27 protein-coding genes are annotated in these 25,585 nt (G+C 61.0%); 13 read left to right on the top strand and 14 right to left on the bottom strand.

Features of this window, described 5'->3' with window-relative positions:
* Window positions 1–11 precede the first annotated feature (11 nt).
* On the bottom strand, window positions 12–890 hold the full coding sequence (locus tag ACIQY3_RS27670) for a DMT family transporter (RefSeq protein WP_403026104.1): 879 nt from the start codon (window positions 888–890) through the stop codon (window positions 12–14).
* Window positions 891–1,150: 260 nt separating this feature from the next.
* Between ACIQY3_RS27670 and ACIQY3_RS27665 the strand changes: the two genes are divergently transcribed.
* The gene (locus ACIQY3_RS27665; RefSeq protein WP_403026102.1) at window positions 1,151–2,044 is read left to right on the top strand and encodes a neutral zinc metallopeptidase; all 894 of its coding nucleotides are present in this window, start codon (window positions 1,151–1,153) and stop codon (window positions 2,042–2,044) included.
* Window positions 2,045–3,004 (top strand): alpha/beta fold hydrolase, encoded by a 960-nt coding sequence (locus ACIQY3_RS27660; RefSeq protein ID WP_403026100.1) that lies wholly within the window; start codon window positions 2,045–2,047, stop codon window positions 3,002–3,004.
* Window positions 3,005–3,119: 115 nt separating this feature from the next.
* Here ACIQY3_RS27660 and ACIQY3_RS27655 read toward each other — a convergent pair whose 3' ends face one another.
* The 3 genes from ACIQY3_RS27655 to ACIQY3_RS27645 form a co-directional block, all read right to left on the bottom strand.
* Window positions 3,120–3,713, bottom strand: a complete 594-nt coding sequence (locus tag ACIQY3_RS27655) for an HAD family hydrolase (RefSeq protein ID WP_054052643.1) — start codon at window positions 3,711–3,713, stop codon at window positions 3,120–3,122.
* Window positions 3,710–4,579 (bottom strand): acyl-CoA thioesterase II, encoded by an 870-nt coding sequence (gene tesB / locus ACIQY3_RS27650; RefSeq protein WP_054052641.1) that lies wholly within the window; start codon window positions 4,577–4,579, stop codon window positions 3,710–3,712. Before tesB ends, ACIQY3_RS27655 begins: the two co-directional genes overlap by 4 nt.
* Window positions 4,580–4,685: 106 nt before the next feature.
* The gene (locus tag ACIQY3_RS27645; RefSeq protein ID WP_403026097.1) at window positions 4,686–5,255 is read right to left on the bottom strand and encodes a GNAT family N-acetyltransferase; all 570 of its coding nucleotides are present in this window, start codon (window positions 5,253–5,255) and stop codon (window positions 4,686–4,688) included.
* Window positions 5,256–5,340: 85 nt separating this feature from the next.
* On the opposite strand from ACIQY3_RS27645, the gene ACIQY3_RS27640 reads away from it, so the two are divergent.
* Both ACIQY3_RS27640 and ACIQY3_RS27635 read left to right on the top strand, forming a co-directional pair.
* Window positions 5,341–6,261, top strand: coding sequence for a histone deacetylase (locus tag ACIQY3_RS27640; RefSeq protein ID WP_403026095.1), 921 nt, complete (start codon window positions 5,341–5,343; stop codon window positions 6,259–6,261).
* Window positions 6,262–6,543: 282 nt separating this feature from the next.
* The gene (locus tag ACIQY3_RS27635) at window positions 6,544–7,785 is read left to right on the top strand and encodes a TIGR03862 family flavoprotein (RefSeq protein WP_403026093.1); all 1,242 of its coding nucleotides are present in this window, start codon (window positions 6,544–6,546) and stop codon (window positions 7,783–7,785) included.
* Window positions 7,786–8,020: 235 nt separating this feature from the next.
* Here ACIQY3_RS27635 and ACIQY3_RS27630 read toward each other — a convergent pair whose 3' ends face one another.
* A complete protein-coding gene (locus ACIQY3_RS27630; protein WP_403026091.1) occupies window positions 8,021–9,355 on the bottom strand; it encodes a DEAD/DEAH box helicase in 1,335 nt (444 codons plus the stop codon).
* A 52-nt stretch (window positions 9,356–9,407) separates the two neighbouring features.
* Window positions 9,408–10,334, bottom strand: a complete 927-nt coding sequence (gene yedA / locus ACIQY3_RS27625; protein ID WP_403026089.1) for a drug/metabolite exporter YedA — start codon at window positions 10,332–10,334, stop codon at window positions 9,408–9,410.
* A 163-nt stretch (window positions 10,335–10,497) separates the two neighbouring features.
* Between yedA and ACIQY3_RS27620 the strand changes: the two genes are divergently transcribed.
* Window positions 10,498–10,950: an Lrp/AsnC family transcriptional regulator gene (locus ACIQY3_RS27620; RefSeq protein WP_403026087.1), complete on the top strand. Its 453-nt coding sequence runs from the start codon at window positions 10,498–10,500 to the stop codon at window positions 10,948–10,950.
* A gap of 125 nt (window positions 10,951–11,075) precedes the next feature.
* On the opposite strand, the gene ACIQY3_RS27615 is transcribed toward ACIQY3_RS27620, so the two are convergent.
* The 4 genes from ACIQY3_RS27615 to ACIQY3_RS27600 all read right to left on the bottom strand — a co-directional run bounded on the left by ACIQY3_RS27615 (window position 11,076) and on the right by ACIQY3_RS27600 (window position 14,079).
* Window positions 11,076–11,570 carry a Bro-N domain-containing protein gene (locus tag ACIQY3_RS27615; RefSeq protein WP_403026085.1) on the bottom strand — a complete coding sequence of 165 codons (495 nt, stop codon included), beginning with the start codon at window positions 11,568–11,570 and terminating at the stop codon, window positions 11,076–11,078.
* A 485-nt stretch (window positions 11,571–12,055) separates the two neighbouring features.
* Window positions 12,056–12,667: a PolC-type DNA polymerase III gene (locus tag ACIQY3_RS27610; protein WP_054052626.1), complete on the bottom strand. Its 612-nt coding sequence runs from the start codon at window positions 12,665–12,667 to the stop codon at window positions 12,056–12,058.
* Window positions 12,668–12,689: 22 nt separating this feature from the next.
* A complete protein-coding gene (locus tag ACIQY3_RS27605; protein ID WP_054052625.1) occupies window positions 12,690–13,169 on the bottom strand; it encodes an NYN domain-containing protein in 480 nt (159 codons plus the stop codon).
* Window positions 13,170–13,305: 136 nt separating this feature from the next.
* Window positions 13,306–14,079 (bottom strand): DUF2076 domain-containing protein, encoded by a 774-nt coding sequence (locus ACIQY3_RS27600; RefSeq protein WP_054052623.1) that lies wholly within the window; start codon window positions 14,077–14,079, stop codon window positions 13,306–13,308.
* A 177-nt stretch (window positions 14,080–14,256) separates the two neighbouring features.
* Here ACIQY3_RS27600 and ACIQY3_RS27595 point away from each other — a divergent pair, with 177 nt between their 5' ends.
* Both ACIQY3_RS27595 and ACIQY3_RS27590 read left to right on the top strand, forming a co-directional pair.
* Window positions 14,257–14,931 carry a YciC family protein gene (locus tag ACIQY3_RS27595; RefSeq protein WP_403026082.1) on the top strand — a complete coding sequence of 225 codons (675 nt, stop codon included), beginning with the start codon at window positions 14,257–14,259 and terminating at the stop codon, window positions 14,929–14,931.
* Window positions 14,932–15,006: 75 nt separating this feature from the next.
* Window positions 15,007–16,086 carry an endonuclease/exonuclease/phosphatase family protein gene (locus tag ACIQY3_RS27590; RefSeq protein WP_403026080.1) on the top strand — a complete coding sequence of 360 codons (1,080 nt, stop codon included), beginning with the start codon at window positions 15,007–15,009 and terminating at the stop codon, window positions 16,084–16,086.
* Between the two features lie 131 nt (window positions 16,087–16,217).
* Here ACIQY3_RS27590 and hrpB read toward each other — a convergent pair whose 3' ends face one another.
* Both hrpB and ACIQY3_RS27580 read right to left on the bottom strand, forming a co-directional pair.
* A complete protein-coding gene (gene hrpB / locus ACIQY3_RS27585) occupies window positions 16,218–18,734 on the bottom strand; it encodes an ATP-dependent helicase HrpB (RefSeq protein WP_403026078.1) in 2,517 nt (838 codons plus the stop codon).
* 43 nt (window positions 18,735–18,777) lie between these two features.
* Window positions 18,778–19,914: an alkene reductase gene (locus tag ACIQY3_RS27580; protein WP_403026076.1), complete on the bottom strand. Its 1,137-nt coding sequence runs from the start codon at window positions 19,912–19,914 to the stop codon at window positions 18,778–18,780.
* 86 nt (window positions 19,915–20,000) lie between these two features.
* Here ACIQY3_RS27580 and ACIQY3_RS27575 point away from each other — a divergent pair, with 86 nt between their 5' ends.
* The 4 genes from ACIQY3_RS27575 to ACIQY3_RS27560 all read left to right on the top strand — a co-directional run bounded on the left by ACIQY3_RS27575 (window position 20,001) and on the right by ACIQY3_RS27560 (window position 22,559).
* Window positions 20,001–20,384: a winged helix-turn-helix transcriptional regulator gene (locus ACIQY3_RS27575; protein ID WP_403026075.1), complete on the top strand. Its 384-nt coding sequence runs from the start codon at window positions 20,001–20,003 to the stop codon at window positions 20,382–20,384.
* 21 nt (window positions 20,385–20,405) lie between these two features.
* A complete protein-coding gene (locus tag ACIQY3_RS27570; RefSeq protein WP_403026073.1) occupies window positions 20,406–21,050 on the top strand; it encodes an HD domain-containing protein in 645 nt (214 codons plus the stop codon).
* 153 nt (window positions 21,051–21,203) lie between these two features.
* Window positions 21,204–21,623, top strand: a complete 420-nt coding sequence (locus ACIQY3_RS27565) for a polyribonucleotide nucleotidyltransferase (protein WP_403026071.1) — start codon at window positions 21,204–21,206, stop codon at window positions 21,621–21,623.
* 30 nt (window positions 21,624–21,653) lie between these two features.
* Entirely contained in the window at window positions 21,654–22,559 is a 906-nt protein-coding gene (locus tag ACIQY3_RS27560) for a cation diffusion facilitator family transporter (RefSeq protein ID WP_403026070.1), read from the top strand.
* Here the strand turns inward: ACIQY3_RS27560 and ACIQY3_RS27555 are convergent.
* The gene (locus ACIQY3_RS27555; RefSeq protein WP_403026068.1) at window positions 22,544–23,632 is read right to left on the bottom strand and encodes a DUF6515 family protein; all 1,089 of its coding nucleotides are present in this window, start codon (window positions 23,630–23,632) and stop codon (window positions 22,544–22,546) included. The genes ACIQY3_RS27560 and ACIQY3_RS27555 overlap by 16 nt on opposite strands.
* A gap of 415 nt (window positions 23,633–24,047) precedes the next feature.
* Between ACIQY3_RS27555 and ACIQY3_RS27550 the strand changes: the two genes are divergently transcribed.
* Together ACIQY3_RS27550 and ACIQY3_RS27545 are read left to right on the top strand one after the other, a co-directional pair.
* Window positions 24,048–24,527, top strand: coding sequence for an Lrp/AsnC family transcriptional regulator (locus ACIQY3_RS27550; RefSeq protein ID WP_054052470.1), 480 nt, complete (start codon window positions 24,048–24,050; stop codon window positions 24,525–24,527).
* A 186-nt stretch (window positions 24,528–24,713) separates the two neighbouring features.
* A complete protein-coding gene (locus ACIQY3_RS27545) occupies window positions 24,714–24,920 on the top strand; it encodes a DUF2788 domain-containing protein (RefSeq protein WP_054052468.1) in 207 nt (68 codons plus the stop codon).
* On the opposite strand, the gene ACIQY3_RS27540 is transcribed toward ACIQY3_RS27545, so the two are convergent.
* Window positions 24,915–25,556 (bottom strand): pseudouridine synthase, encoded by a 642-nt coding sequence (locus ACIQY3_RS27540; RefSeq protein WP_403026066.1) that lies wholly within the window; start codon window positions 25,554–25,556, stop codon window positions 24,915–24,917. The genes ACIQY3_RS27545 and ACIQY3_RS27540 overlap by 6 nt on opposite strands.
* Window positions 25,557–25,585: the final 29 nt, after the last annotated feature.

Genomic DNA, 25,585 nt, shown 5'->3' with positions numbered 1-25,585 from the left:
GCGCACGTTTTCTATCGGCGGCTCTGCTGCCAAGCCGCCGCCAACCCGCTGCAACAAATCACCGCGATCCCGACCACCGTGGTCAGGGTCGGCGTGTGGGAAAACAGCAGCCAGCCGAGCAACCCGGCAAACACGATCTGACAATAACCAAACGGCGCCAGCAGCGCCGGGGCGGCGTAGCGGAACGCCTGGGTCAGGAACAAATGCGCGGTCATCCCGCAGCTCCCCAGCGCCAGCATCAACAACCCATGACCAAGGCTCGGTACCTGCCAGAAGAACGGCACCAGCGCGCTCATCACAAGGGTGTTGCACAACCCCGCGAAGAAATTACTGGTGGTCGGGCTGTCGATCTGGCTGAGCTTGCGGGTGAGCAACTGATAGAAGCAGAAAAACATCGCCGAACAGAACGGCAGCAGAATCGCCGGGGTAAACAGTTCGCCGCCGGGGTGGACGATGATCAGCACACCGATAAAGCCGCAAATCACCGCGATCCATTGGCCGCGGGTGACGTGCTCTTTCAGCAGCGGCACCGACAGCGCGGTGACCAGCACCGGCGCAAGAAAGTTGACCGCCGTGGCTTCGGCCAAGGGGATGTACAACAAACCGGTGGTGAAAAACAGACTGGTGCCCAGCAGGCACAACGCCCGCGCCAGCTGCAGCAAAGGTCGCTTGGTACGTAGGACACGCAACCCGGATTGCGGCAGAAAAATCCCGGCCATCAACAAGGTGTGCACCAGATATCGGGCCCAGACCACCATGATGATCGGGTAGAAACCGGAGAGGTATTTGGACAGCGCGTCATGGCTGGAGAACAGGAACGTCGCGGCAACGATCAGCAATATCCCTTTGAAGGGTTTGTTTACACCGGACAGGGGGGTGCTGATGGTCATGGAAATCCTTTGGAATTTTAATTCCAACAATTTAGAACCTGGTTCCAGATTCTTACACAGGCGAACGGAAAAAGTGTGCGAACAACGCCCTGCTTGCGTCCCCGGGACAAATACCCGGCGCCCAACGGAATTTGCCGGACGATTCACGTTCAATACAACGCTGTAGTTTTCTGGTTAACGTTGGAATATGGACGACCGGACTGGCGCGGCGCCTACACACCAACAACACTCATCACCACGTACACATCGAGGATTCCCACATGCTATGGAAAAAAGGCCGACGCAGCGACAACGTGGTCGATGCCCGGGGTGATGATGTTGGCGGTGGCGGCGGCGGGATGCGCTTCGGCGGCGGCAAGGGCCTGAGCCTGACGGCGATCCTGTTGATTGTCGGGATCGGCTGGATCACCGGCCAGGACCCGATGCAGATCCTCGGACAACTGACCGGGCAAATGACCGAGCAATCGGCACCGGCCACGAACCAGACCCGCAAGGCGCCACCGGCCAATGATGAACAGGCCGAATTCGTGCGCTCGATCCTCGGTGATACCGAAGACACCTGGGGCCAGATTTTCCAGCAGGCCGGGAAGCAATATAAGAACCCGACCCTGGTGCTGTTCAGCAACCGGGTGAACTCGGCGTGCGGTCTGGCCACTTCAGCGACCGGCCCGTTCTACTGCCCGGCCGACCAGAAGGTCTACCTGGACATGGCGTTCTTCCAGGAAATGTCGCAACGCTTTTCCGCCGCTGGCGACTTCGCCCAGGCCTACGTGATCGCTCACGAAGTCGGACACCATGTTCAGACCTTGCTTGGTGTTTCCGCGAAAATTCAGACCGCTCGCCAGCAAGGTCGGCAGATGGAAGGCGATGGTGGTTTACTGGTGCGTCAGGAACTCCAGGCCGATTGCCTGGCCGGGGTCTGGGCCAACAATGCGCAGAAGCGCCTGAACTGGCTGGAACCCGGTGACATCGAGGAAGCCCTGAACGCTGCCAATGCGATTGGCGACGACCGCTTGCAGCAGCAAGGTCAGGGCCGCGTAGTACCGGATTCCTTTACCCATGGCACGTCAGCGCAAAGGGTGCGCTGGTTCAAAACCGGTTTCGCTCAGGGCCAGGTCGGCCAGTGCGATACCTTTGCGGCGAAAAATCTGTAAATGCATAAATGGTTGTTGGTGTTGTTGATTGCCTGCGCAAGTGCCCAGGCGGACGAGCACGGGGTCAAAGAGATCAGCCCCGGGCGCCTATTGTTGAAAGAAGGTGAGATGGCGGTGGGCATGGGCCCGGCGCCGGCGAAAATCGAACGGGTGCTGATCATCATCCATGGTCGATTGCGCAACGCCGAGACCTACCGTCGCAGCGCCGAGAAAGCGGCTGAAGCGGCCGGGCAAAGCGCCAACACACTGGTGATCGCCCCGCAGTTTCTCAATGAAACCGACGTCACGCGCCACCCGGTGGCGGACAGTGTATTGCGCTGGCACGGCAATGACTGGATGGCCGGTGGGTTATCCACCGCGCCGTTTGCCCTGAGCTCGTTCGCGGCCCTCGACCAGATCATCGACAGGCTCAGCGACCGCCGGCAATTTCCGGACGTGAAACAAATCGTCATCGCCGGTCATTCCGGCGGCGGCCAGGTGGTGCAGCGCTACGCATTGCTGGCCCACGATCAACCGGCGCTCACGGCGGCCGGGGTGAAAATCCGCTATGTAGTGGCAAATCCGTCGTCCTACGCCTACTTCAATGAACAGCGGCCGGTGGTGTTCGATCACGCACGGTGCACCGGTTTCAATCGCTGGAAGTATGGTCTGACAGACCTGCCCATTTATGCCGGTGGGCAAACGGCTCAGCAGATTGAAGCCGTTTACATCAAGCGTGAGGTGACTTATCTGCTGGGTCAGCAGGACACCGACCCGCAGCATCCGGCGCTGGACAAGGGTTGCGAAGCGGAGGCCCAAGGGGCTTATCGCCTGGTTCGCGGACATAATTTTTTTGATTATCTGCTGCGGCGCAATCCACAAGGGGTGAACCAGCGCCTGGTCGAAGTGCCCGGGGTCGGGCATAACGGGGATGGGATGTTTACGTCGCCTGAAGGGCAGAAAGTGTTGTTCAGTCAGTGAGTTTTGCGTTGCCTGACAGGGCCTCTTCGCGAGCAAGCCCGCTCCCACATTTGGAATGCATTCCCCTGTGGGAGCGGGCTTGCTCGCGAAGGCGGCTAGACAGGCAACAAATCACTCAAGCGAAAAGCATCCGCCGCAACTCAACACAATCCGCCGCATGCCAATCCGCCAACTCCGGCCAAGGGTTATCCGGCAAATTCACCAGCACCGTCCGCGCGCCCGCCGCCCGACCGCAATCCAGATCAAAGCGGTAATCACCGACCATCACCATCTCGCTCGCCGGCACGTTCCAGGCTTCGGCCAGTTTCAGCAAACCGCCGGGATGCGGCTTGGGCGGTGCTTCGTCGCGACCCAACACATCCTCCACCGCAAAGCAGTCCGCCAGGCCGATGGCCTCCAGCGTCACATGCGCCAGTTCCCGCGCATTGCGAGTAAGGATGCCGAGGCGATAACCGCGCCCGGCCAGTTCACGCACCAGCTCTACCGCGCCGGGTGCCGGTTTCGAGCCCAGCGCCAGGTCCCGCTCATGCTCCAGCAACCACGCATGTTTGGCCGCCGCTTCTTCGGCGGGCAACGCGGCGAGGTGGGTCAGGATGTCGTCTTCGGCCGGGATCGCCAGCGCCACGCGGATCGCGGCGAAGTCGTGCACGGCCACCGTCAGGGTGCCGTCCATGTCGAACACCCAGTGCCGCACTTCGGCCAGGCTCATGCCCAATCCTTGCGATGGCGAATCAGGCCTTCCTGGGTGACCGAGGCCACCAGTTGCCCGGCACGGTTGAACACGCTGCCACGGGAGAAACCACGGGAGTTGCCGGCCCACGGACTGTCCATCGCGTAGAGCAACCAGTCATCGGCGCGCAGGTCGGAGTGGAACCATAAGGCGTGATCGAGGCTGGCGACCTGCATGTCTTTCTGCCACACCGACTTGCCGTGGGGCAGCAGCGAAGTGGTCAACAGCCCGAAGTCCGAGGCGTAGGCCAACAGGTATTTGTGCAGCGCCGGCGAGTCGGCCAAGGCACCGTCGGCGCGAAACCAGACGTACTTGATCGGGTCGGCGGCTTGCGGGTTGTAGGGATCTTTCTCGGTCACCGGGCGGACTTCGATCGGTTTCGGGCAGAGCAGTTTTTCGCGCATGTGTTCCGGGATCAAATGCGCGCGCTGCTGGGTCAGTTCCAGCTCCGAAGGCAGGTTTTCCGGGCCGACCACTTGCGGCATTTCGGTCTGGTGCTGGAAGCCTTCTTCGTCGTACTGGAAGGATGCGCTGCAGGTGAAAATGGGGTTGCCCTTCTGGATCGCTGTCACCCGGCGAGTGCTGAAACTGCCGCCATCGCGCACCCGATCCACCTGATACACCACCGGCAACTTGGCATCGCCCGGACGCAGGAAATAACCGTGCATCGAGTGCACGTGGCGCGCCTCTTCAACGGTCTGACTGGCCGCCGACAGGGACTGGCCGAGCACCTGGCCGCCGAACAACTGACGGAAACCCAAGTCCTGGCTGCGGCCACGGAACAGGTTTTCTTCAATCGGTTCCAGGGTCAGCAGGTCTACCAGATCTTCCAATACTTGGCTCATTCAGGCTCTCCTCACACAAAGCAATGCCGCGCAGTCTTGGCTGCGGCGGTCGATTCAGTTAATGGCCCAGGCCAACATGGCGACCATTGTAAACGTCCGTGCCTGCTTATCCATGCAAGGTTTGCAGCCATTGTTCACGGGTGATGCGGTACAGGACATGGTGACGCAGCGGATGGTCAGGCGCGAGCTTCGGGTGGTCGAAGTCATCGGCTGAATCATGCTGCATGCCGATGGCCTGCATGACTTTCTCCGACGGCAGATTGGCCTGCGTGGTGAACGCGACGATCTCGTTCAGCGCCAACCGGTCAAAGCCGCAGCGCAGAGCGGTCCAAGCTGCTTCACTGGCGTAACCCAGCCCCCAATGCTCGCGGGCCAGGCGCCAGCCGATTTCCGTGGCCGGGGTGAAAGGCGCGTCGAAACCGACCACACCCAACCCGGTAAACCCGATAAAGGCGCCGGTGTCCTTGCGCTCCAATGCCCAGAGGCCGAAACCGTGCTCGGCAAAATGCCCGCGAATCCGCCCGATCAGCGAAGCACTTTCCAATCGGCTCAAGGCCTCGGGAAAATAACGCATCACCTGCGGATCGGCACACATCGCCGCAAACGCCGGCAAATCCTCGTCACTCCATTGCCGCAACAGCAAGCGTGCGCTTTCGAGTTCCAGTATCGGCTCCATCGTACCCCTCCAATTCCATACTTCGAGTCTACATCGCTGGTAGGATCCTTCACTCCTCCTACCTGCATTCCTACACAAAACAGCCATGCCTCTGCCCTTGATCTACCACGAAGACTACAGCCCCGAGTTCCCGGCGGAGCACCGCTTCCCCATGGACAAGTTTCGCCTGCTGCGCGATCACCTGGTGGACAGTGGCCTGGTCCGGGACGCCGACCTGCTGCGCCCGGAGCTGTGTCCGGCAGAGATTCTCGCCCTCGCACATGACCCTGCGTATATCGAACGCTACATGAGCGGCGAGTTGTCCCGCGAAGACCAGCGGCGCCTCGGCCTGCCGTGGAACGAAGCCCTGGCCCGGCGCACGGTGCGGGCGGTCGGCGGATCATTGCTCGCGGCCGAGCAGGCGCTGGAGCATGGGCTGGCCTGTCACTTGGCCGGCGGCACCCACCACGCCCACTACGACTACCCGGCCGGGTTCTGCATCTTCAATGACCTGGCGGTGATCAGCCATTACCTGCTGGAAAGTGGTCGGGTGAATCGGGTGCTGATTTTCGATTGCGACGTGCACCAGGGCGACGGGACTGCTCGGATCCTGCACAACACCCCGGACGCGGTGACCGTTTCCCTGCACTGCGAAAAGAATTTTCCCGCACGCAAGGCGGAAAGTGACTGGGACATTCCGTTGCCCAAGGGCATGGGCGACGCGGATTATTTGAAGGTGGTGGACGACGCGCTCAACTATTTACTGCCGCTCTATCAACCGGACCTGGTGCTGTATGACGCCGGGGTCGATGTGCATAAGGATGACGCGCTGGGTTACCTGAAGTTGACCGACGCAGGCGTCGCCGCCCGGGATGAAAGCGTGATGCGCCATTGCCTGGGCCGGGACATCCCGGTGGTCGGAGTAATCGGCGGCGGCTACAGCAAGGACCGCCAGGCCCTGGCCCGTCGTCACGGCATCCTCCACCACAGCGCACAACGGGTGTGGCAGTCATCAGGTTGTCATTGATGTATGAATCTTTACCCACAATGCCTGTGGAACTGCCTGTGGATAACCTGAGTGAAAGGGCCTGCAGCCCAAGCTGTGTATAGCGTGTAGAGCGCTGGTTGTTTTTTGACCACTCTTTTGACTACACCCGTGATCCCCTGTGGGAGCGGGCTTGCTCACGAAGGCGTTGTATCAAGCAACGCAGATGTCGACTGACACTCCGCCATCGCGAGCATGCCCGCTCCCACCCTGACTTGTGCTGATAGAATGCGCCGCTTATCCAGCCATACCGCAGCGCACGCCATGACCCAGCCCTCGACTTCCCTCCCCCCGCACGTCGCCATCATCGGCGGCGGCCCCGCCGGCCTGATGGCCGCTGAGGTCCTGAGCCAGGCCGGAATCAAAGTCGATCTGTACGACGGCATGCCCTCCGTGGGGCGAAAATTCCTGCTGGCCGGGGTCGGCGGCATGAACATCACCCACTCCGAAGCCTACCCGGCGTTCCTCTCGCGCTACGCCGAACGGGCACCGCATATCGCACCGTTGCTGCGGGCCTTCGGCGCCGAGGCCCTGTGCCAGTGGATTCATGACCTGGGCATCGAAACCTTTGTCGGCAGCTCCGGCCGGGTTTTTCCTACGGACATGAAAGCCGCCCCCCTACTTCGCGCCTGGCTCAAACGCCTGCGCGACGCCGGTGTGGTTATCCACACCCGCCATCGCTGGCTCGGCTGGAATGAGCACGGTGATTTGCGCATCGCGAGTCCCGACGGCGAAATCATCGTCAAACCCGACGCTACCCTGCTCGCCCTCGGCGGCGGCAGTTGGTCGCGCCTGGGTTCGGACGGCGCATGGATGCTGCCACTGGAACAGCGCGGCGTAGGACTGGCGCCGTTGCAACCGAGCAATTGCGGTTTCGAGGTGCAGGCCTGGAGCGAATTGATGGTCAGCAAATTCGCTGGTGCGCCGCTGAAAAATATCGCCATTGGCCTGAATGACGACATTCCGCGCCTCGGGGAATGTGTAATTACCGCCACGGGAATTGAGGGCAGTTTGATCTACGCGTTGTCAGCGCCGATCCGTGAAGCCATCAATCTGCATGACTCGGCCACCATTCACATCGACCTGTTGCCGGGCCGGCCTGTGGATAAAGTTGAGGCTGCACTGAATAAGCCGCGCGGCTCGCGATCCATGTCCAAGCACTTGCACAGTCAGCTTGGAATCGATGGTGTGAAAGCGGCGCTGCTGAGAGAGCTGACGGGGGCTGAATGCTTTGCCGATCCGGCATTGCTGGCCAAAGCGATCAAGGCATTGCCACTGACGCTGGTGAAAACCCGTCCATTGGACGAAGCCATTAGCAGTGCGGGTGGCGTGACGTTTGAGTCGATGGATGAGCGCATGATGCTCAAGCAACTGCCGAGTGTGTTTTGCGCGGGGGAAATGCTGGACTGGGAAGCGCCGACGGGGGGCTATCTGCTGACGGGGTGTTTTGCCAGTGGGCGCGCGGCTGGGCTTGGGATGGTGGAGTGGCTACAGCGCAAGGGCTGAAGACCGCGGTGCGCCCTTCGCGAGCAAGCCCGCTCCCACATTTGATCTGTGTCGTATGCAGATCCAGTGTGGGAGCGGGCTTGCTCGCGAAGGCGACCTAACAAACGCCGCAACTTATTGATCGTTCCTACGCTCCGCGTGGGAATGCAGCCCGGGACGCTCAGCGTCCCAACAGCGGACGCAGAGCGTCCATTGAGGCATTCCCACGCGGAGCGTGGGAACGATCATCGCTGGATCAAGGCTTTTTCTTACGCGGCCCAGTGTTAAACACCGGCACTTTTCGCACAGGCTTGATCGAAGGCTCCACTGCCGAAGCGTCCCCGCTCTCAACCCACTTACCCAAATTGCGCTTACCGCCACCGGAGGCCTTTGGCTTCTTCGGTTTCTTCGGTTTCTTGACTACCTGACCACTGGAATCGGTATCCGGCACCCGATGCTCAGGCTCGAAATCCTGTTCCGTCTGGCGGGTCAATGTCTGACGGGTCAACATCTCGATGGCTGACAGCTGATTCACTTCATCCGCACACACCAGGGAAATAGCCTCACCCGTTGCGCCCGCCCGACCGGTACGACCGATGCGGTGGATATAATCTTCGGCCACGATCGGCAGGTCGAAGTTGACCACCAACGGCAGGTCTTCAATATCCAGACCACGGGCCGCAACGTCGGTAGCCACCAGAATCTGAATTTCACTGGCCTTGAAACGATCCAGTGCCCGCTGACGGGTCGCTTGCGGTTTGTCCCCATGGATGCCGTCGGCGTTGATGCCCAGGCCCTGGAGTTTTTCCACCAGCGCGTCCACACCGTTGCGGGTCTTGGCGAACACCAGCACCTGTTTCCACTTGCCCTTGCGCAGCAAATGAATGAACAGCTCCGGCTTGCGCTTCTTGTCCACCACCACAACCCATTGCTTGACGGTGTTGGCGGCGACGTTACGCGGGCTGACTTCGATGCTCAGCGGGTCGTTGAGCATTTGCCCGGCCAGCAAGCGGATCGCGTCGGAGAAGGTCGCGGAGAACAACAGCGTCTGACGCTGTTTCGGTAACACGCGGTAAATATTCCCCAGTTCCTCGGAGAAGCCCAGATCGAGCATGCGATCGGCTTCGTCGAGGATCAGGGTTTGCAGCTGATTGAACTTGAGGGCCTTCTGGCGATACAGGTCGAGCAAACGACCCGGGGTCGCCACCAGCACGTCGACACCTTTGCGCAGCTTCATCATCTGCGGGTTGATGCTGACGCCGCCGTACACCGCGTAAGTGCTGAGCGGCAGGTTCTCGGCGTACTGACGCACGGCTTCGTGAACCTGTTCGGCCAGTTCGCGGGTCGGCACCAGGATCAGCGCGCGCACCGAGTTGGAGGCGACTTTCGGCCCTTCCATGGCCAGCAACTGCAGCAGCGGCAGCGCAAAACCGGCGGTCTTGCCGGTGCCGGTCTGGGCCGCGGCCATCAGGTCGCGACCGGCCAGCACCGCCGGAATGGCTTGCGCCTGGACCGGCGTAGGCGTCTGGTAGCCGAGCGTCTCAAGAGAGCGCAGCAAAGGTTCGATCAGGCCAAGGGAGGCGAAAGTCATGGGATTACCGTAGGAAAAATCAGAGCGGATATGCGATGGCGCGCAGTTTACCCTAATTCACACGGGATTCTGTCGGCGCCACCGCCGCAGGTCGCACCGGAGCCCGTCGCCACTGCGGCAAGCCGATCAACACCACGGCGCTGATGATCACCGCCATCGCAATCGCTTCCTCGATGCCGATGGTCTCGCCGACAAACACGATTCCCAGCAACACCGCCACCGCCGGGTTGACGTAGGCATAACTGGTGGCCGCCGCCGGACGCACGTTTTTCAACAGGTACATGTAGGCGTTGAAGGCAATGATCGAACCGAAGCCGATCAGGTAAGCCAACGCGGCCCAGCCTTCCATCGGCGGCAGACTGTCCAGGTGTTCGCCGCTGACGGTGCTGCCGATCAGCAACACCACGCCACCCACCAGCATTTCCACGGCACTGGCCATCGCGCCTTGGGGCAGCGGCAAGTGTTTGCTCCACACCGAGCCGAAGGCCCAGGTCGCGGCAGCAAACACCAGCAACGCCGCGCCCAACGGGCTCGATTGCAGGTTGGAGCCGAGGTTGAGCATGGCGATGCCGATCAGCCCGAGCACAATCCCGGCCCATTCGAGACGGGTATTACGCGCGCCCCAGAAATATCCACAGAGCAAGGTAAACAACGGCACCGTCGCCACCGCCAACGCAGCCACGCCAGACGCGACCCCGGTGTGCTCCGCCACGCTCACCGCGCCGTTACCGAAACTGAGCAGCAAAATCCCGATGATCCCCGCCGCTTTCCATTGCGCCCAGGTCGGTGCCGGCGCCCCACGCCAGCGCAGGAACGCGTACATCAGCGTCCCGGCAATCACAAAGCGAATCCCGCCGAGCATCAATGGCGGCCAGTACTGCACGCCGATGCGAATGACCAGATAAGTCGAGCCCCAAATCACGTACAACGCGAAAAATGCGGCGATCAACGGCAAGGGGAAGCGACGTAAGCCAGGCATGGGCAGCTCGACAGGCAAGACAATGAGATCGGATATTCTAGAAAGGCCGGGCGGCAAAAATAAGTTACAAAACCTGTTTATAGCGCCGGTACACTTTTCAAAGCACGGAGATCAGCGCGATAAAGCGTGGTTTCGAAAGTCATGTCATTTTCAGGAATCCAAGATGGACAAGTACGACCGCATGCTCCTCAGCGCCCTGTTGGAAAACGGTCGGGCGTCCTACGCCGAACTGGCGCGCAAAGTGAACCTCTCCGCCCCGGCCGTGGCCGAGCGCGTGGCCAAGCTTGAGGCATCCGGGGTGATTACCGGTTACCAGGCGAAGGTCGACATGTCCAAGATTGGCCTGCCGATCCAGTGCGTCATCGAACTGCGCTTGAACCAGCACGGCAACCAGAAAACCTACGACGACCTGATCAAAATCCCGCATTTGACCGAGTGCCATCGGGTGACCGGAGATCCGTGCGTGATCATGCAAGCGGCGGTGGGGTCGATGCCGGAGTTGGAAGAGTTGATCAACCGCGTGGCGAAGTTTGGGTTCAGCAAGACGTCGATTGTGTTGTCCAGCGCGATAGAAAAGCGCGTGCCGTTGGGGCAGTTGGAAGCGAAGCCAATTTGACGACCGCAACACATCCAAATGTGGGAGCGGGCTTGCTCGCGAAAGCGGTCTGCCAGTTACATCAATGTTGGATGTGCCGACGCTTTCGCGAGCAAGCCCGCTCCCACAGGGGATTTTTGGTGTCTTTAGAATCCGCGAACGCCGCTATAGCCGGCGCCCAGCAAACACGGCATATCTTTCAGCCGAACCCAAGGCTCTGTCCGCCAATGCAGCAAGCTTAACGTTCCACCCGCCCACTCCATCAACCGCAAACTCGGTGCTTGATGCGAAACAGCCCCGGCACCGTCGCGCAGCATCGGCATCACATGGTGGGTCAGCCAACGCCGCAGGTTCCGGTTCTCCGGGCAGTAGTGATAGACCAGCATCGCGTACACGCCGGACTCGCTCAGCATCAGGGTTTCCTGGGGTTCGTCGCTGCCAGACAAACACATCATCCGGCGTTGATCGGCATCGAGCTTGAGGGCGTGTCTGCCGTTGATCTCCACGCCCATTAACCGGCCGATATCCCGGGCACAGAACCACCCTTCTGCGTGCAGCAAAAGTGCTCGCAGTTGAATGTGATGGCGGATGAAGGTTTGGGGGATGAAGAGATCTGGGGGATTGGGGGTAATTTTGACCATTCGAATGTCCTAACAAAAGTTGGAGCTACCGTCATCACTTGCAGATGATGGGTGGCAGCTGTGCGCAGGTCTGCAAGACCGAGTTGTTAGGACCTCGGCAGACCCGAAGGCCTCCCGCACACAGCTACCATAAATCGATGGTCGCCAGATAAAGCGACGCGATTATAGGTGTGCTTGTATGCACCTAACAAACTATCGGTGGGCTTGCAGTCCCGATCGCTGCATTGGCAGCGACGGACAAAAGGTTATCGATGCCCCAGAGGAGGGGCAAGACAGACAATCCCTATTATTCGGTAGGACCGATCATCGAATCGGAGGCGTCGTTAAACACCAATCTGATTGCCGCAGGAGATCCAATGTGGGAGCGGGCTTGCTCGCGAAGGCGTCGGCACATCCAACATCAATGTGACAGACACACCGCCTTCGCGAGCAAGCCCGCTCCCACAGGGGATTTGTGTTGTATCAGGGGATTGTTGGGGTGTCAGTCAGAACCCGCGATGGCGCTTCAGATGCTCATTGATCTTCGCCGCCGGCACTTTTTGCAGACTGACCAGCAGATCATGGGACAACTCCCGCAACCCATGCTGCTGACGCAGTTGCTCTGCCAAATGCGTCGTCAGGTTGGCGGCCATCTCCGCATCCGCCATCGCCCGGTGAGCCTTGCCGGTGTTGGGCAAACTGGCGAACGTGGTGAGCGTGCCGAGTTTGTGGTTCGGCGCCGCCGGCATCAACCGACGGGCCAACAACAGCGAACAGGCAAAGTTCTGCAACCGCGTACGTTTGATCCGGCCCAGTTCAAAATCCCAGAACTTCTGGTCGAACGCAGCGTTGTGCGCCAACAACGGCGTGATGCCGACGAATTCGTTAACTTCGTTCATCACCTGCTCGGCCGACGGCGCGGTGCGCAGCATGGCGTTGCTGATGCCGGTGAGTTGTTCGATGAAGGCCGGTACACGAACGCCGGCGTTCATCAGGCTCTGGTAACGCTCGACGATGCGCCCCTGTTCGAGGATCACCACGGCAATTTCCGTGGCCCGGCAGCTGCTGCTCGGGGAGATCCCGGTGGTTTCAAAGTCAATGACGGCTATGCGTTCCAAACCTGTTTCAACTCCGTAAAAATCAATTCTTGAGCAGCAACGCGCCTTCGATCGGCACGTAGCGACTGGCGGCGCGGATCAGCGAGTTGGCGGTCAAACCCGGCACGCCGTAAGCCACGGCTTGCACACCGTGCTTGCTGATGATGCGCTCCAGCAACATATCGAAATCGCCATCACCGGAGGCCAGCACCACTTCGTCGACGTGATCGGCGGCGTCCATGATGTCGAGGGTGATGCCCACGTCCCAGTCGCCCTTGGCCGAGCCGTCGCTACGCTGGATGTAGGGCTTGAGCTTCACGATGAAGCCGAGGTTGCGCAGGATCTGCTGGAACTGCTGCTGTTTGCTGTCGCCGCGATCGATGGCGTAGGCATACGCCTCGACAATCTCGCCCTGTTTGCTGATGTCAGCCCACAGCGCGGCATAGTTGAAGTGGCAACCATAGGCCTGACGCACGGTGTAGTAGAGGTTTTGGACGTCGGCGAACACTGCGATTTTCTTCATCGCATTTCCCTCATGGCGCACAGGCGCAGGCTTGAATCCGGCACTAGGCCCGAAAAGTCGCCCAGTATGCCAGCCTGAAGGATTGTTCCGCGAATAATCGGCCCGGGGCACGTGTGCGCCCCGGACGAGTGGTGGGTCAGACGAAGGAGTCGTCGTCATCGCCGCCGAAGAACGATGAGCTGTCATCGCTGTAGTCGGCGTCGGTGAAATTGCCTTGGTCGCTGGAATCGTTACCGGCCACGTTCTGGTCGTTGTTCCAGTCGTTGCCGCTATGGTCGTTGACCTGTGCCGGCTCTTCCTTGATGACTTCGACGATTTCCTGCGGTTGCTGGTTGCTGTGGAACAGGCTGCTGATGCCTTGCGCCAGCATCACGCCACCGGCCACGCCGGCTGCGGTTTTCAGCGCGCCACCGAGGAAGCCACTACCGACCGGCGCCTGTTGTTGCGGCGCGTAGTTTTGCTGCGGGGCGCCGTAGTTCTGTTGCGGTGCACCGAAGTTCTGCTGTGGCGGTTGCGAGTTGAATGATGGCCGGGCCGGTTCACGCCAGCCGCCAGTGGATGGCGGAGCACTTTGCGTCGGCGCAGGCTGCGGATCGCGGGAACCACCGCCGAAGATGCTCGACAGGAAACCACCACTGCTCGGGGCCGGCGCGGAAGCCTTGGCCTGTTGCAATTCGGCCTGCAATTGCTGGATCTGCTGCGCCTGTTGCTTGTTCTGTTCGTCGAGGCTTTTGATTGCAGCCTCTTGCACCAGAATCGCCTGGGTCATGAAATAGCCCGCGGCGGGCTGGCGAGTCAGGTGTTCCTTGATCCGCGCCTCGGCCTGGGCGTCACGCGGGGCTGAATCCGTTTCGGCCTGTTGCAGCCGGGAAAACAGTCCATCGATCAGGGTTTGTTCTTCGCTGTTCATGGCGACCTCGTAGATTGCCGGGAATATCGTCGCCCTCATCCACGGTGGATAAGGTGCCTCACAGTTATGGGGCTGATACAGGATGTTTCAATGACCTTTACCGAACGTTTACGTTTGCGCCCCCCAGCGCTTCATCGGTTAAAGTGTGGAACTGCTTTTAACCTGCGATACCGACTGATGAATCCGTTCGATGTGCTGCGTGACTCCTTGTATTTCTTCAAGCGCAATCTGGGCCAGATCGTGCAACTGTGCCTGCCACTGGTGATGTTCGAAGCGTTCTTGCAACAATTGGTGGACAACACCGCCGGCCCGGACGGTTTCCCCGGTTACAGCGTGATCGTCGGTTTACTGGTGTATCCGCTGTACACCGCAGCGCTGATTCTGTTTCTCGATGCCCGCAGCCGTGGCGAGTCGCCGCGCATCCGAGACCTGCTCGCCACTTCCGCCACCCTGTGGCCGCGCTTCGCCCTGCTCACGGCCCTCAATACGCTGCTGATTCTGCTGGGCCTGTCGCTGTATTTCCTGCCGGGCATCTGGCTGATGGTGACCCTGGCCTTCGCCGAGTACCTGCTGGTGCTGCGCGGCATGGCGCCGTTGGCGGCGATGAAGGAAAGCCTGCGCCTGACCCGCGGGCATTTCCTGCGTATTCTGGTGTGCATTCTGGCGGTGATGGCGCCGTTGTGGTTGCTCAAGGGCGCCAGCCTCGAGATGTACCCGGAGCCACAAAACCCGGTGCTCGGCCTGCTGATCGACAGCGCCCACAGTTTCCTGCAACTGTTCACCAGCGTGGTGCTGTTCCGCTTGTTCATGTTGATTGGCGAAGCGCCTGACAAAACCGACAACCCCGTCTGACCGCTCTACCCTTGGGCGCGGACGCCGCTCTCGGGTATGCTCGGGATCATCCTTGTAACGCTATAAGCCGAGCCAATGACCCGTCTACTGCGCTACACCCTGCTGGGCCTGCTGATTATCCTCGGCCTGGCGGGCCTGTTGATCTACAGCGCTACCTGGCGGCCCGAAGCCAGGGAAGTGTTGCCCGTCAGTTGCAACGCCAAGGCTCCCACCCTGATGCCCGGTCAAGCCTTGAAGGTGATGACCTGGAACGTCCAGTACCTGGCGGGTAAACGCTATGTGTTCTGGAACGACCTGGCCCAGGGCGACGACGAAAGCCCGACCCTCGAAGACATGGCCTTCAGCCTGGATGAAGTGGCACGGGTGATTCGCGACGAACAACCGGACATCGTGTTGCTGCAAGAACTCGATGACGGCGCCAAGGCCAGCGATTATCAGAATCAGTTCAAACTGTTGCAGGAAAGGGTCGCCGACCTGTATCCCTGCACCGCCCACGCCTTTGACTGGAAGGCTGACTTCGTCCCGGAACCGCACATCTTCGGCAGCGTCGGCCGGCAACTGGCAACCCTGAGCCGCTATCAGGTCGAGCACGCCGAGCGTCTGCAATTGCCGGTGGCACCCGCCAACTTCATCAGCCGACAGTTCAAACCGAAAAACGCCTTGCTGGTGACGTACCTGCCGTTGAGCGATGGCGGGCAGATCGCGGTGCTCAACACCCATCTGGACCGCGTCCGCCAACCCGACGACACCCTGCAAGCGCAGGTGGCGGCGGTGGCCAAGGTCCTCGATAAATACGAGAGTCGCGGCACACCGTGGCTGATCGGTGGCGACTTCAATCTCTTGCCCCTGGGCCAGTACCGACGCCTGCCCGCCGAACAACGCACGCCCTACTCCGCCGACAGTGCCCTGCATGTGCTGTGGGACAAATACCCGATGATCCCCATCAATAACGAAGCCAGCGGTGTCGATCGCGCACAGTGGCTGACCCATTACCCGAACGATCCCGGCCTGAACGGGCCGGACCGGACGGTTGATTACTTGTTTTACAGCCCACGGATCAAACGGGTGGAAGCGACGGTGCGGCAGGACGATACGTTGCGGATTTCCGATCATTTGCCGGTGATTGCGCGGTTTTTGTTGCCGGCTGCGCCGTAGGTCAAAGTCAAAAGCTTCGCGAGCAAGCCCGCTCCCACATGGGATCTTCAGTAGATACAGATTTTGTATACGACAGAAATCCCTTGTGGGAGCGGGCTTGCTCGCGAATGCCGCACCGCCAATCCAACTGACTACTTACGCGGTTTGATCCGAGCAGTGGCCTCAGCCACCAACGGATCATCCGGCCAGTAATGCTTGGGGTAGCGCCCCTTCAGATCCTTCTTCACCTCGGCGTAAGTACTGCGCCAGAAGTTGGCCAGATCCTGAGTCACCTGCACCGGCCGCCGCGCCGGGGACAGCAGGTGCAGCTTGACCACTTGCCGCCCGCCGGCGATACGCGGGGTTTCGGCCAGGCCGAACAGCTCTTGCAAACGCACCGCCAAAATCGGCGGCTGCTCGCTGTAGTCCAGCCGAATCGATGAGCCCGACGGCACGCTCAAATGGTGCGGCGCCAGTTCATCGAGCCGTTGCGGCAATGGCCACGGCAACTGGTTATGCACGATGCTCGACAGGTCCAGATTGGCGAAGTGACTGAGCCGCGAGACTTTGCCCAGGTACGGCATCAACCAGTGTTCGAGGCTTTCCAGCAACGCGGCGTCGCTGACATCGGGCCATTCGCTCTCACCTTTGGCGGCAAGATCCAACTGGCGCAACAACGCCACCCGCGCTTGCCACTGGCGCAGCTCCGGGGTCCACGGCAACAGTTCCAGGCCTTTGCGCCGCACCAGATTGACCAGCGCCTGGCTGCGCGCGGTTTCGTCGAGCCCGGTCAAGGGTTCGCGGCTGAGGATCAGTTCGCCAACCTTACGCTGCCGTTCCGCTCGCAACACGCCTTCGCGCTCGTCCCAATCCAGTTGATCGACGTTGCGCACCTGTTCGGCCAATACTGAATCGAACAGCGCCGGATCGAAATCCGCCGCCAGGTAAATCCGTTCCTCGCGCTGGCCCTGCCGACTGCCGAGGTCGGCGATCACTAGCCAGGGTTGTTTCATCAGACTGTCGGCCTCGGTAAACAACGCCGCCCGACCGTTGGCCAGACGATATTCCGCACCACCGGCCCGGCGCTGTTGCGCGACCCGATCGGGGTAGGCCAACGCCAGCAGCGCGCCGAGCCAGCGCGGATGATCGGGATCGCTGACCGGCTCCGAGGCTTTGCCGCGCAAGTAGCCGCGAAACTGCCGCGCCAATTGACGCGCTCGCTGCACACCGCCCTGGGCGCCGCGAGCCGCGCGTTCTTCGCCGGACAACAGGACCAATCGAGTGTGCAGATCGGCGCCGGCGCCGCGCAAAATGTCCCTTTCGCCCAGCAGCGCCGCGACGTTGCACGCCATGTCCGCCAGCCCCAGCGCCTGCCCGCGCAACAGCAAATGCGCGATGCGCGGATGCACCGGCAATTGAGCCATGGCCTGACCATGCCGGGTCAACGCCTCGCCTTCCAGCGCGCCCAAGCGTTCGAGCAGATCCTGTGCCTGTGCATACGCGGCGGCCGGCGGCACATCGAGCCAGGCCAATTGCCCGGGCGTCACGCCCCAGCGGCCGAGTTGCAAGGCCAGTCCGGCGAGGTCGGCGCAGAGGATTTCCGGGCTGGCGTAGGCGGCCAGTTGCTCGTGCTGATCCTGCGACCACAAGCGGTAACACGCGCCCGGCTCCAGGCGTCCGGCCCGGCCCGCGCGCTGGGTGGCGCTGGCCTTGGAAATGCGCTGGGTATCGAGCCGGGTCATGCCGCTGCGCGGATCGAAATACGGCACGCGCTCCAGCCCCGCGTCGATGACCACGCGCACGCCTTCGATGGTCAGGCTGGTCTCGGCAATGTTGGTGGCCAGCACCACTTTGCGCTTGCCGGCGGGTGCCGGATCAATCGCGGCGCGTTGTGCCGCCAGGTCGAGTTCACCGTGCAATGGGCAGAGCAACACCTGCGGATTCTCCCCGAGCGCATCGACCAGTTGTTGATGGACGCGGCGGATTTCCATCTGCCCCGGAAGGAACACCAGGATGCTGCCGCTTTGCTCCTCGATCGCATCCAGGCAGGCCTGGACAACTCGCGGCTCGACTGACTCACCAGGCCGAAATGGCCGCCCCCAAATCGTGGACACGGGGTACATCCGCCCTTCGCTGGTGACCACCGGAGCATCGTCGAGCAATCGCGAAATACGATCGCCTTCCAGGGTTGCGGACATCACCAGCACTTTCAGGGGCAACTCGTCGCGCAGCAATTCACGGCCATTGAGCGTGAGCGCCAACGCGAGATCCGCATCCAGATTGCGCGAGTGGAACTCGTCAAAAATCACCAGCCCGACGCCTTCAAGCGCGGGGTCTTCTTGAAGTCGACGCGCCAAAATGCCTTCGGTCACGACCTCGATGCGCGTCCGTGGACCTACGCGGCTTTCCAGGCGAATCCGATAGCCAACCGTCTCTCCGACCTTCTCCCCCAACTCACTGGCCAGCCTTTCCGCGGCAGCCCGCGCTGCCAGCCGACGGGGTTCCAGCATCAGGATGGTCTGCCCGCCCAGCCACGTTTCATGCAGCACGGCCAATGGAACGCGGGTGGTCTTACCGGCACCGGGCGGTGCTTGCAAAACCACCTCGTTGCGATCGCTCAAGGCTTGGAGAAGGGCCGGCAGGGCGGCATCGATGGGCAAAGAATTCATGGTGGCTCCCGGGCAGACGGAGCAGTATAACGGCGCGAGCACATTACTGATCGGAATAGGCCGGGAAGTCCGTGTAACCCACTTCACCGCGTCGGGTGTAATACGTCGATCGGTCCGCTTCGGCCAACGGCCAGTCGTACTTGAGACGCTCGGCCAGATCCGGGTTGGCGATATAGGGTCTGCCGAAGGCAATCAGATCCACCAATCCGGTGTCGAGCGCATCCTCGGCGCCTTGGCGATCGGTGAATCCGCCGCACCAGATGATGGTGCCGGGAAACGCTGCCCGGACCTTGGCCAGCAGCCCGTGGTCGAGGTGGTGGGATTCGAACTCGGCAACTTCCATGTTCGCCTCCGGCATCAGCTCATAGACCAGGTGCAGATAGGCAACCCCGAGACGACCCAATTGTCCGGCCACATACAGCAAGGTTTCCTCGGTCAGGGGGTCCGCCGGAATTCCGTTGAACCTGCCGAACGGCGACAGGCGCACGCCAACGCGTCCCGGGCCCAACTCACGCACCGCCGCTTCAACGACTTCCAGCAGGAACCGGGTGCGGCTTTCCACGCTGGCGCCGCCATAACAATCGGTACGGGTATTGAGCACCGAGTTCATGAACTGCTCGAACAGATAACCGTTGGCGCCGTGGATTTCGACACCGTCAAATCCAGCCTCCCGGGCGTGGACGCTGTCTTTGGAAAACGTGTCGACCAACCTCATCACTTCCTCCGTCCTCAGGCGCCTTGGCGTGCCGGCGGGGATATGTCCCAAGGTGCCATCCGGGCCGTGGGCAAACACCTGCGACTCGGCCCGTTCCGCGGTTACGCCCCAAGGCGCCTCGCCGTTCGGCATGAGCGATGGATGGGCCATCCGGCCGACGTGCCATAACTGTAAAAATATCGTCCCGCCCTTGCGGTGGACCTCATCCGTCACCAAGCGCCAGCCCTGCCGCTGGGCTGGCGTGTAGATGCCGGGGGTCAACGCGTAGCCGTTGCTGGACGGCGCAACGTCGGTGGCCTCGGCCACGATCAGGCCGGCACTGGCCCGTTGCCCGTAATAGGTGGCCATCAACGCATTCGGGATGTCGCCTTCGGAGGTCCGCGTGCGAGTCATGGGCGCCATGACAATACGGTTCTTCAACAGGACGGTGCCGCCAACCAGTTGTGATTCGAACAGGTTTATCATAGGTTTTCCTTCGGTCGAATGGATCGGAAGGAAAGCCTACTTTTCGCCCGTCACCCCATCTACACACCGTTTGGTCAGTGGTGCATATGAAGACAATCAATAGACTGCCGGGCCTGCCGATCGAGCGCACGCTGGGCATCCTCTCGGGGCGCTGGAAAGCGGTCCTCCTGCATGTGCTGCTGGACGGCCCGCAACGCACCTGTGACCTGGAAAACCGTGTTGCCGGCATTTCACAGAAAGTGTTGATCGAGCAACTGCGAGCGCTTGAGGAACACGGCATGGTGAGCCGCCAACCCAGCGCCCAAGATCGCCAGGGCATCGAATACCTGCTCACCCCGCTGGGCGAAAGCCTGCGGCCCATTCTGGATTCGTTGATCGAATGGGGAACCCATCATGCCAGGGAGCTCGACGAGTCCCACCGGCTGCTGCCGTGTGAGGCGGTCGTGCGCGCCCGCACTGACGCGAATTGAGATCGGAGGAAACGCAACATCATGGCCATCAACCCCCGTGTCGACATCAGCATTCCCGACAGCCCATTAGCGCGCGAGGCGACGCAGCTCATTCGCGACACTGAAAGCGAGTTACTGTTTTCCCACTCGACCCGGGTGTATTGCTGGGGCGCCCTGATCGGTCGGCAAAGGGGACTGGTGTTTGACCCCGAGCTGCTTTACGTGGCCTCGATGTTCCATGACATCGGCCTGACCTCGGCGTACGGGCAGAGCCAACTTCGCTTCGAAGTGGACGGCGCGAATGCCGCGCGTGATTTTCTGCGCAGTCACGGTATTGGCGAGCGAGATATAGAAAAAGTCTGGAACGCCGTCGCCCTGCATACGACGCCGGGCATTCCGGAACACATGCATCCCGAAATCGCCCTGCTGCAGGCCGGCGCCGGGATGGACGTGGCGGGACGCGGGTTTGAGCAGTTCACCGACGAACAACGGCGATCGGTGATCGCGGCCTATCCGCGTGAAACCGATTTTGCCCACAAGATGATCGACGAGTTTTATCAAGGGATGAAGCACCGGCCGGGCAGCACCTTCGGCACGTTCAACGACGATTTCCTCGCGTTCAAGGACCCAAGCTTTGAGCGAACGAATCTGTGCAGCGTCATCTTGTGCTCGCATTGGGAGCGATAAACTTCACGCTGATGCCGCAGGGCCGAGGCGCGGCGCTAATTTACGGTGGGCACGCCATGCCGAGCCGGGTATAACGGCGAACTGCTTGGCGTTAATCACAGTCCTAATTCATATAGACGCCCATTCGTTTTCAAATGACCCAGGAGATTTTCTATGCGTGTTCCCTTTCGCCTGATTGGCGGTGTTCTGGTCGCCACCCTGCTGACCCAGGTGACCGCCTGCGGTTCGATTTTCTACCCGGACCGTCGCGGCCAGATCGACGGCAAGATCGACCCGGCGATTGCAGTGCTCGATGCGGTGGGCCTGCTGTTCTATATCGTCCCTGGACTGATCGCGTTTGCCGTCGACTTCGCCACCGGCGCGATTTATTTCGAGCCGGGCAAGACCGCCCAAGTCGCGCCGGAAAAACTCAAGCAAGCCATCGGCCCGGACGGCCAGGTCGATAACCGCAAGTTGCAGACTATTCTGGAAACCGAACTGGGCCGCAGCTTCCCGCTGGATGACCCACGCCTGATCCAGCACAAAGGCAGCAGCCAGCAACTGGCGATGTTCGGCCTGCAACCTGCCGCGTAAATCCGTGCACTCAAAGGAATTGCCGCACCTATGACCACCAGCCTCGAACACGCTCGCCTGCTGAAGCTGGCGACCCGCGCCTCCGTGGCGGTGGCCTGCACGTTGATCATCGCCAAAGCCATCGCCTGGTGGCTGAGCGGTTCGGTGAGCATGCTCGCCGGGCTGACCGACTCGGCCCTCGACGGCATCACCTCATTGCTCAACTTGCTGGCGGTGCATTACGCCTTGCGCCCGGCCGATGACGATCACCGTTACGGCCACGGCAAGGCGGAGTCGCTGTCAGGCATGGCCCAAGCGTTGTTCATCGGTGGCAGTGCGGTGCTGATTGCCTTTCAGGCGTTTGATCGGTTGAAGCATCCGGAACCGGTGGGTGCGCCGTGGATCAGCATCGGGGTGATCATTTTCTCCCTCGCGCTGACCCTGGCGCTGCTGATGCTGCAACACCGAGTGATCAAGGAAACCGGCTCGAATGCGGTGCGCGCCGATTCCCTGCATTACCGCTCCGACATGATGCTCAACGGCAGCATCCTGGCGGCGCTGATACTGGCCGGGTTCGGCTGGCATTCGCTGGATGCCTGGTTCGGTCTGGGGATTGCGGCGTACATCCTTTGGAGCGCAGTGCAGATCGCCCGGGAAAGTTTTGCGGTGCTGATGGATGAAGAACTGCCGCCGGACGTGAGCCAGCACATGCTGGAACTGGCGTGCGGTGTGCCGGGAGTGTTGGGCGCGCATGATTTGCGCACGCGGATTTCCGGCAACCATTGGTTCGTGCAGTTGCACCTGGAATTGCCGGGGGAGCTGACCCTGTCAGTCGCCCATGGCATCAGCGATCAGGCCGCCGATGCGATTCACGCCGCTTACCCGCGAGCCGAAGTGCTGGTGCACGCCGACCCGCAGGAAGTGGTGTTGGCGGCCAAGGCTCAGAAAGTCACCTGATAACCGCGACTGGCCAGGCAATTGCCTTGGGCCTGGCGGTAGGCTTGCACGACTGACGGATCTGGCTGGTACGTCGCGGTTTGCGGATTGAAGCCGCTCTGCTGCACCGCGTATTGCGAGCACTCGTAACCGTCCTGGGCGACCTGCTCCGGCGACTGGCCGTTGGCGGGATACGCCGTCACGTCAATGCCATTGCTGGTCGGTTGCGGTTGTGGAGCGCCGACTGGCGGTTCGACCACCACATAATCCTGGGTGCTTTCTTCGTAGGCGTAGTAAGAACCGGCCGCGAGGAACAACAGCGCACCGCCGATCCACACTTCACGGGCGTAATCGGGCATGTAGTGCACGCGGATCCCGCGTGGTGGCTGAACCACTACGTAGCGCGGACCTTGCGGGCGATACCAGTAGCCGCCGGAGTAGAAATAATCCTGGCCACGATACGGCACACGGAAATTACGGTCCGGGAAGCGATCGACCATTTGCCCCGGACGGTACTGCGGACCGGGACCCCAGCCGTTGCCATGCCCATTCGGGCGACCTTCCCAGCGATGGTCATCGGGACGCGGGCCCTGGTTGTTGCCCTGCCAGTGCTGGTTGTTATCGTTGCGTCGCGGGATGTCCTGATAGTTACCGTATCGAGGCTGCTGGGTCTGGCGCACGGTGTCGGGCCGACCCTGGATCGGCAGGCTGTTGGCCGGCAGTTGCGGCGGTGGCGGCGCAGGACGAACCTGGGTGTTGGCATCGCGGGGCTGGCGGTTCTGCCACTGGCCGTTTTGATTCTGGCCGTTGTGCTCGAACTGGCGACTGTTGTCGCCACGAATGATTTCGTTGTTCTGCTGGCGCGGTTGATTCTGCTGCGGATTGTTCTGCGGCCGCGGCTGATTATTCTGTTGAGGGTTGTTCTGCGGGCGCGGCTGGTTGTTGCCGCCATGACCCTGATCATTTCGCTCATGATCCCGGCCGTGCGGTACGCCTTCGGGACCCCGGTTCTGCGGCTCATCGGCCAGCGATTGCGCAGTGACACTTACACACAGCAAACCAACACCGGCCAAACGCCAGATGCGCGACTTCATGCTTTTCCTCACTGCGGGTTAGGGCCTGTACGTAAGACTGGAAAAGCACAGGCCGGTTCTGCAACAGGTTATCAGTCACGCAACTTATTTAGCAGGCAATAAAAAAGGGAGACCCGTCGGCCTCCCTTTGAGAACTTCGTCCGTGCTCGACGCTTATGACGTCGGCTCACCTCACGCCGTCTTCTGGACAGTGTGCAGCTCGGGGGCCGGCACATCCCCGGTGGGGGTGGCGGCCGCGACTGGCCTGATTGGGCGAGTCGCTGTGGACTGTTTGTCCGAGCAGTGATTCTGGTAATAAGAATAGGCCTGGGGCGTCGGCAGAGGATTGCGAAGATTGCTCAAATAAACATCACTTGCGCAATTTTTAACCCTGGATAGATAATCCGCCGCAATAGTTACGACAAAGGACTGATTGATGAGCAAACTCGACCGTTACGATCTGAGCATTTTGGCGGAATTGCAGCGTGACGCGCGCATCTCCAACCAGGAGCTGGCCGAACGCATCGGCCTGTCGCCTTCTCCTTGCTCGCGCCGCGTCAAACAGCTGGAAGACGACGGCTACATCTCACGCCAGGTGGCTTTGCTGGATCGCAAGATGCTTGGCCTGAGCCTCACGGCCTACGTGTTGATCGGCATGGACCGCCACACACCCGAGCGTTTCGAAAACTTCGAAGCGGCGATCCGCACCTTGCCGCAGGTGCTGGAATGCAGCCTGGTGACGGGGATGGATGCGGATTATCAGCTGAAGGTGGTGGTGCCGGACATGGATCACTACCAGAAACTGCTGCTGGGGCATTTGACCCGGATCGAAGGTGTTACCAGTGTGCGGTCGAGTTTTGTGTTGAATCAGGTGTTGAACAGTACTGAGCTGCCGTTGACGCATCTGCGTGGCTGAAGACGCCTTCGCGGGCAAGCCCGCTCCCACATTGGAATGCCTTCCCCTGTGGGAGCGGGCTTGCTCGCGAAGGGGCCGGCACAGGCGACGAATAGCTGCGACACACTGCCGCAGGTCAATACTTCGCCAATACCCCATGTCGTATACTCCAGCGCCTTTTAGCCCCGCCCGCGCTGGAGATGTTCAATGGATCCTGCAGTTTTCGAAGAGTGGATGATGACCGGCCTGGTCAGCATCCTGATCATTTTCATGGGTTTCATCGTCTGGGATCTGGCGAAGAAATCCAAGGCTGGCAAGTTCGGCACCATGATTCTGTTCTTCGTGCTGGGCCTGGGGATCTTCGCGTTCATCATCAAAAGCGTGGTCATCGCGTACATCGAAAACCATTCATAACCGCGCCGGCACTTCCTTCCACTGGCCCTGATCGAGCCCTTCGATCGACCAGTCGCCGATCCGCACCCGCACCAGACGCAAGGTCGGCAAGCCCACCGCCGCCGTCATGCGCCGTACCTGCCGATTGCGACCTTCGCGAATCACCAACTCCAGCCAAGAGGTCGGCACGCTTTTACGAAAGCGCACCGGCGGATTGCGCGGCCACAGTTCCGGCTCTTCAAGCTGCCGCGCCTCGGCGGGCAAAGTCATGCCGTCGTTCAACTCGACCCCGTCGCGCAAGCGCTGCAATTGCTCGGCGCTCGGCTCGCCTTCCACTTGCACCCAATAGGTCTTGGCCAGTTTGTGCTTCGGATCGGCGATCCGCGCTTGCAGTTGTCCGTCGTTGGTCAGCAACAGCAAGCCTTCGCTGTCGCGGTCCAGGCGTCCGGCCGGATAGATGCCAGGAATCTCTATGTAATCCTTGAGCGTCGCCCGCCCTTCACCGTCGCTGAATTGCGTCAGCACATCGAACGGTTTATTGAACAGAATCAGCTTCGGCTCGGCCGGTGGAGCTTTGGCAACACGGCGCGGAGCTGATGAGGATGGCGCAGGTTTCGCGCCAGGGCGGCGAGAAACGGGACGTTGGGGACGAGACATGAGGAAAGAGAACATCTAACGGTCAGGGC

The sequence above is a fragment of the Pseudomonas sp. NPDC096950 genome, from assembly GCF_044762525.1.
GTDB lineage: Bacteria > Pseudomonadota > Gammaproteobacteria > Pseudomonadales > Pseudomonadaceae > Aquipseudomonas.
Note: the sequence above shows the minus strand (reverse complement) of the source record. Positions and strands in the feature narration are given on the sequence as shown.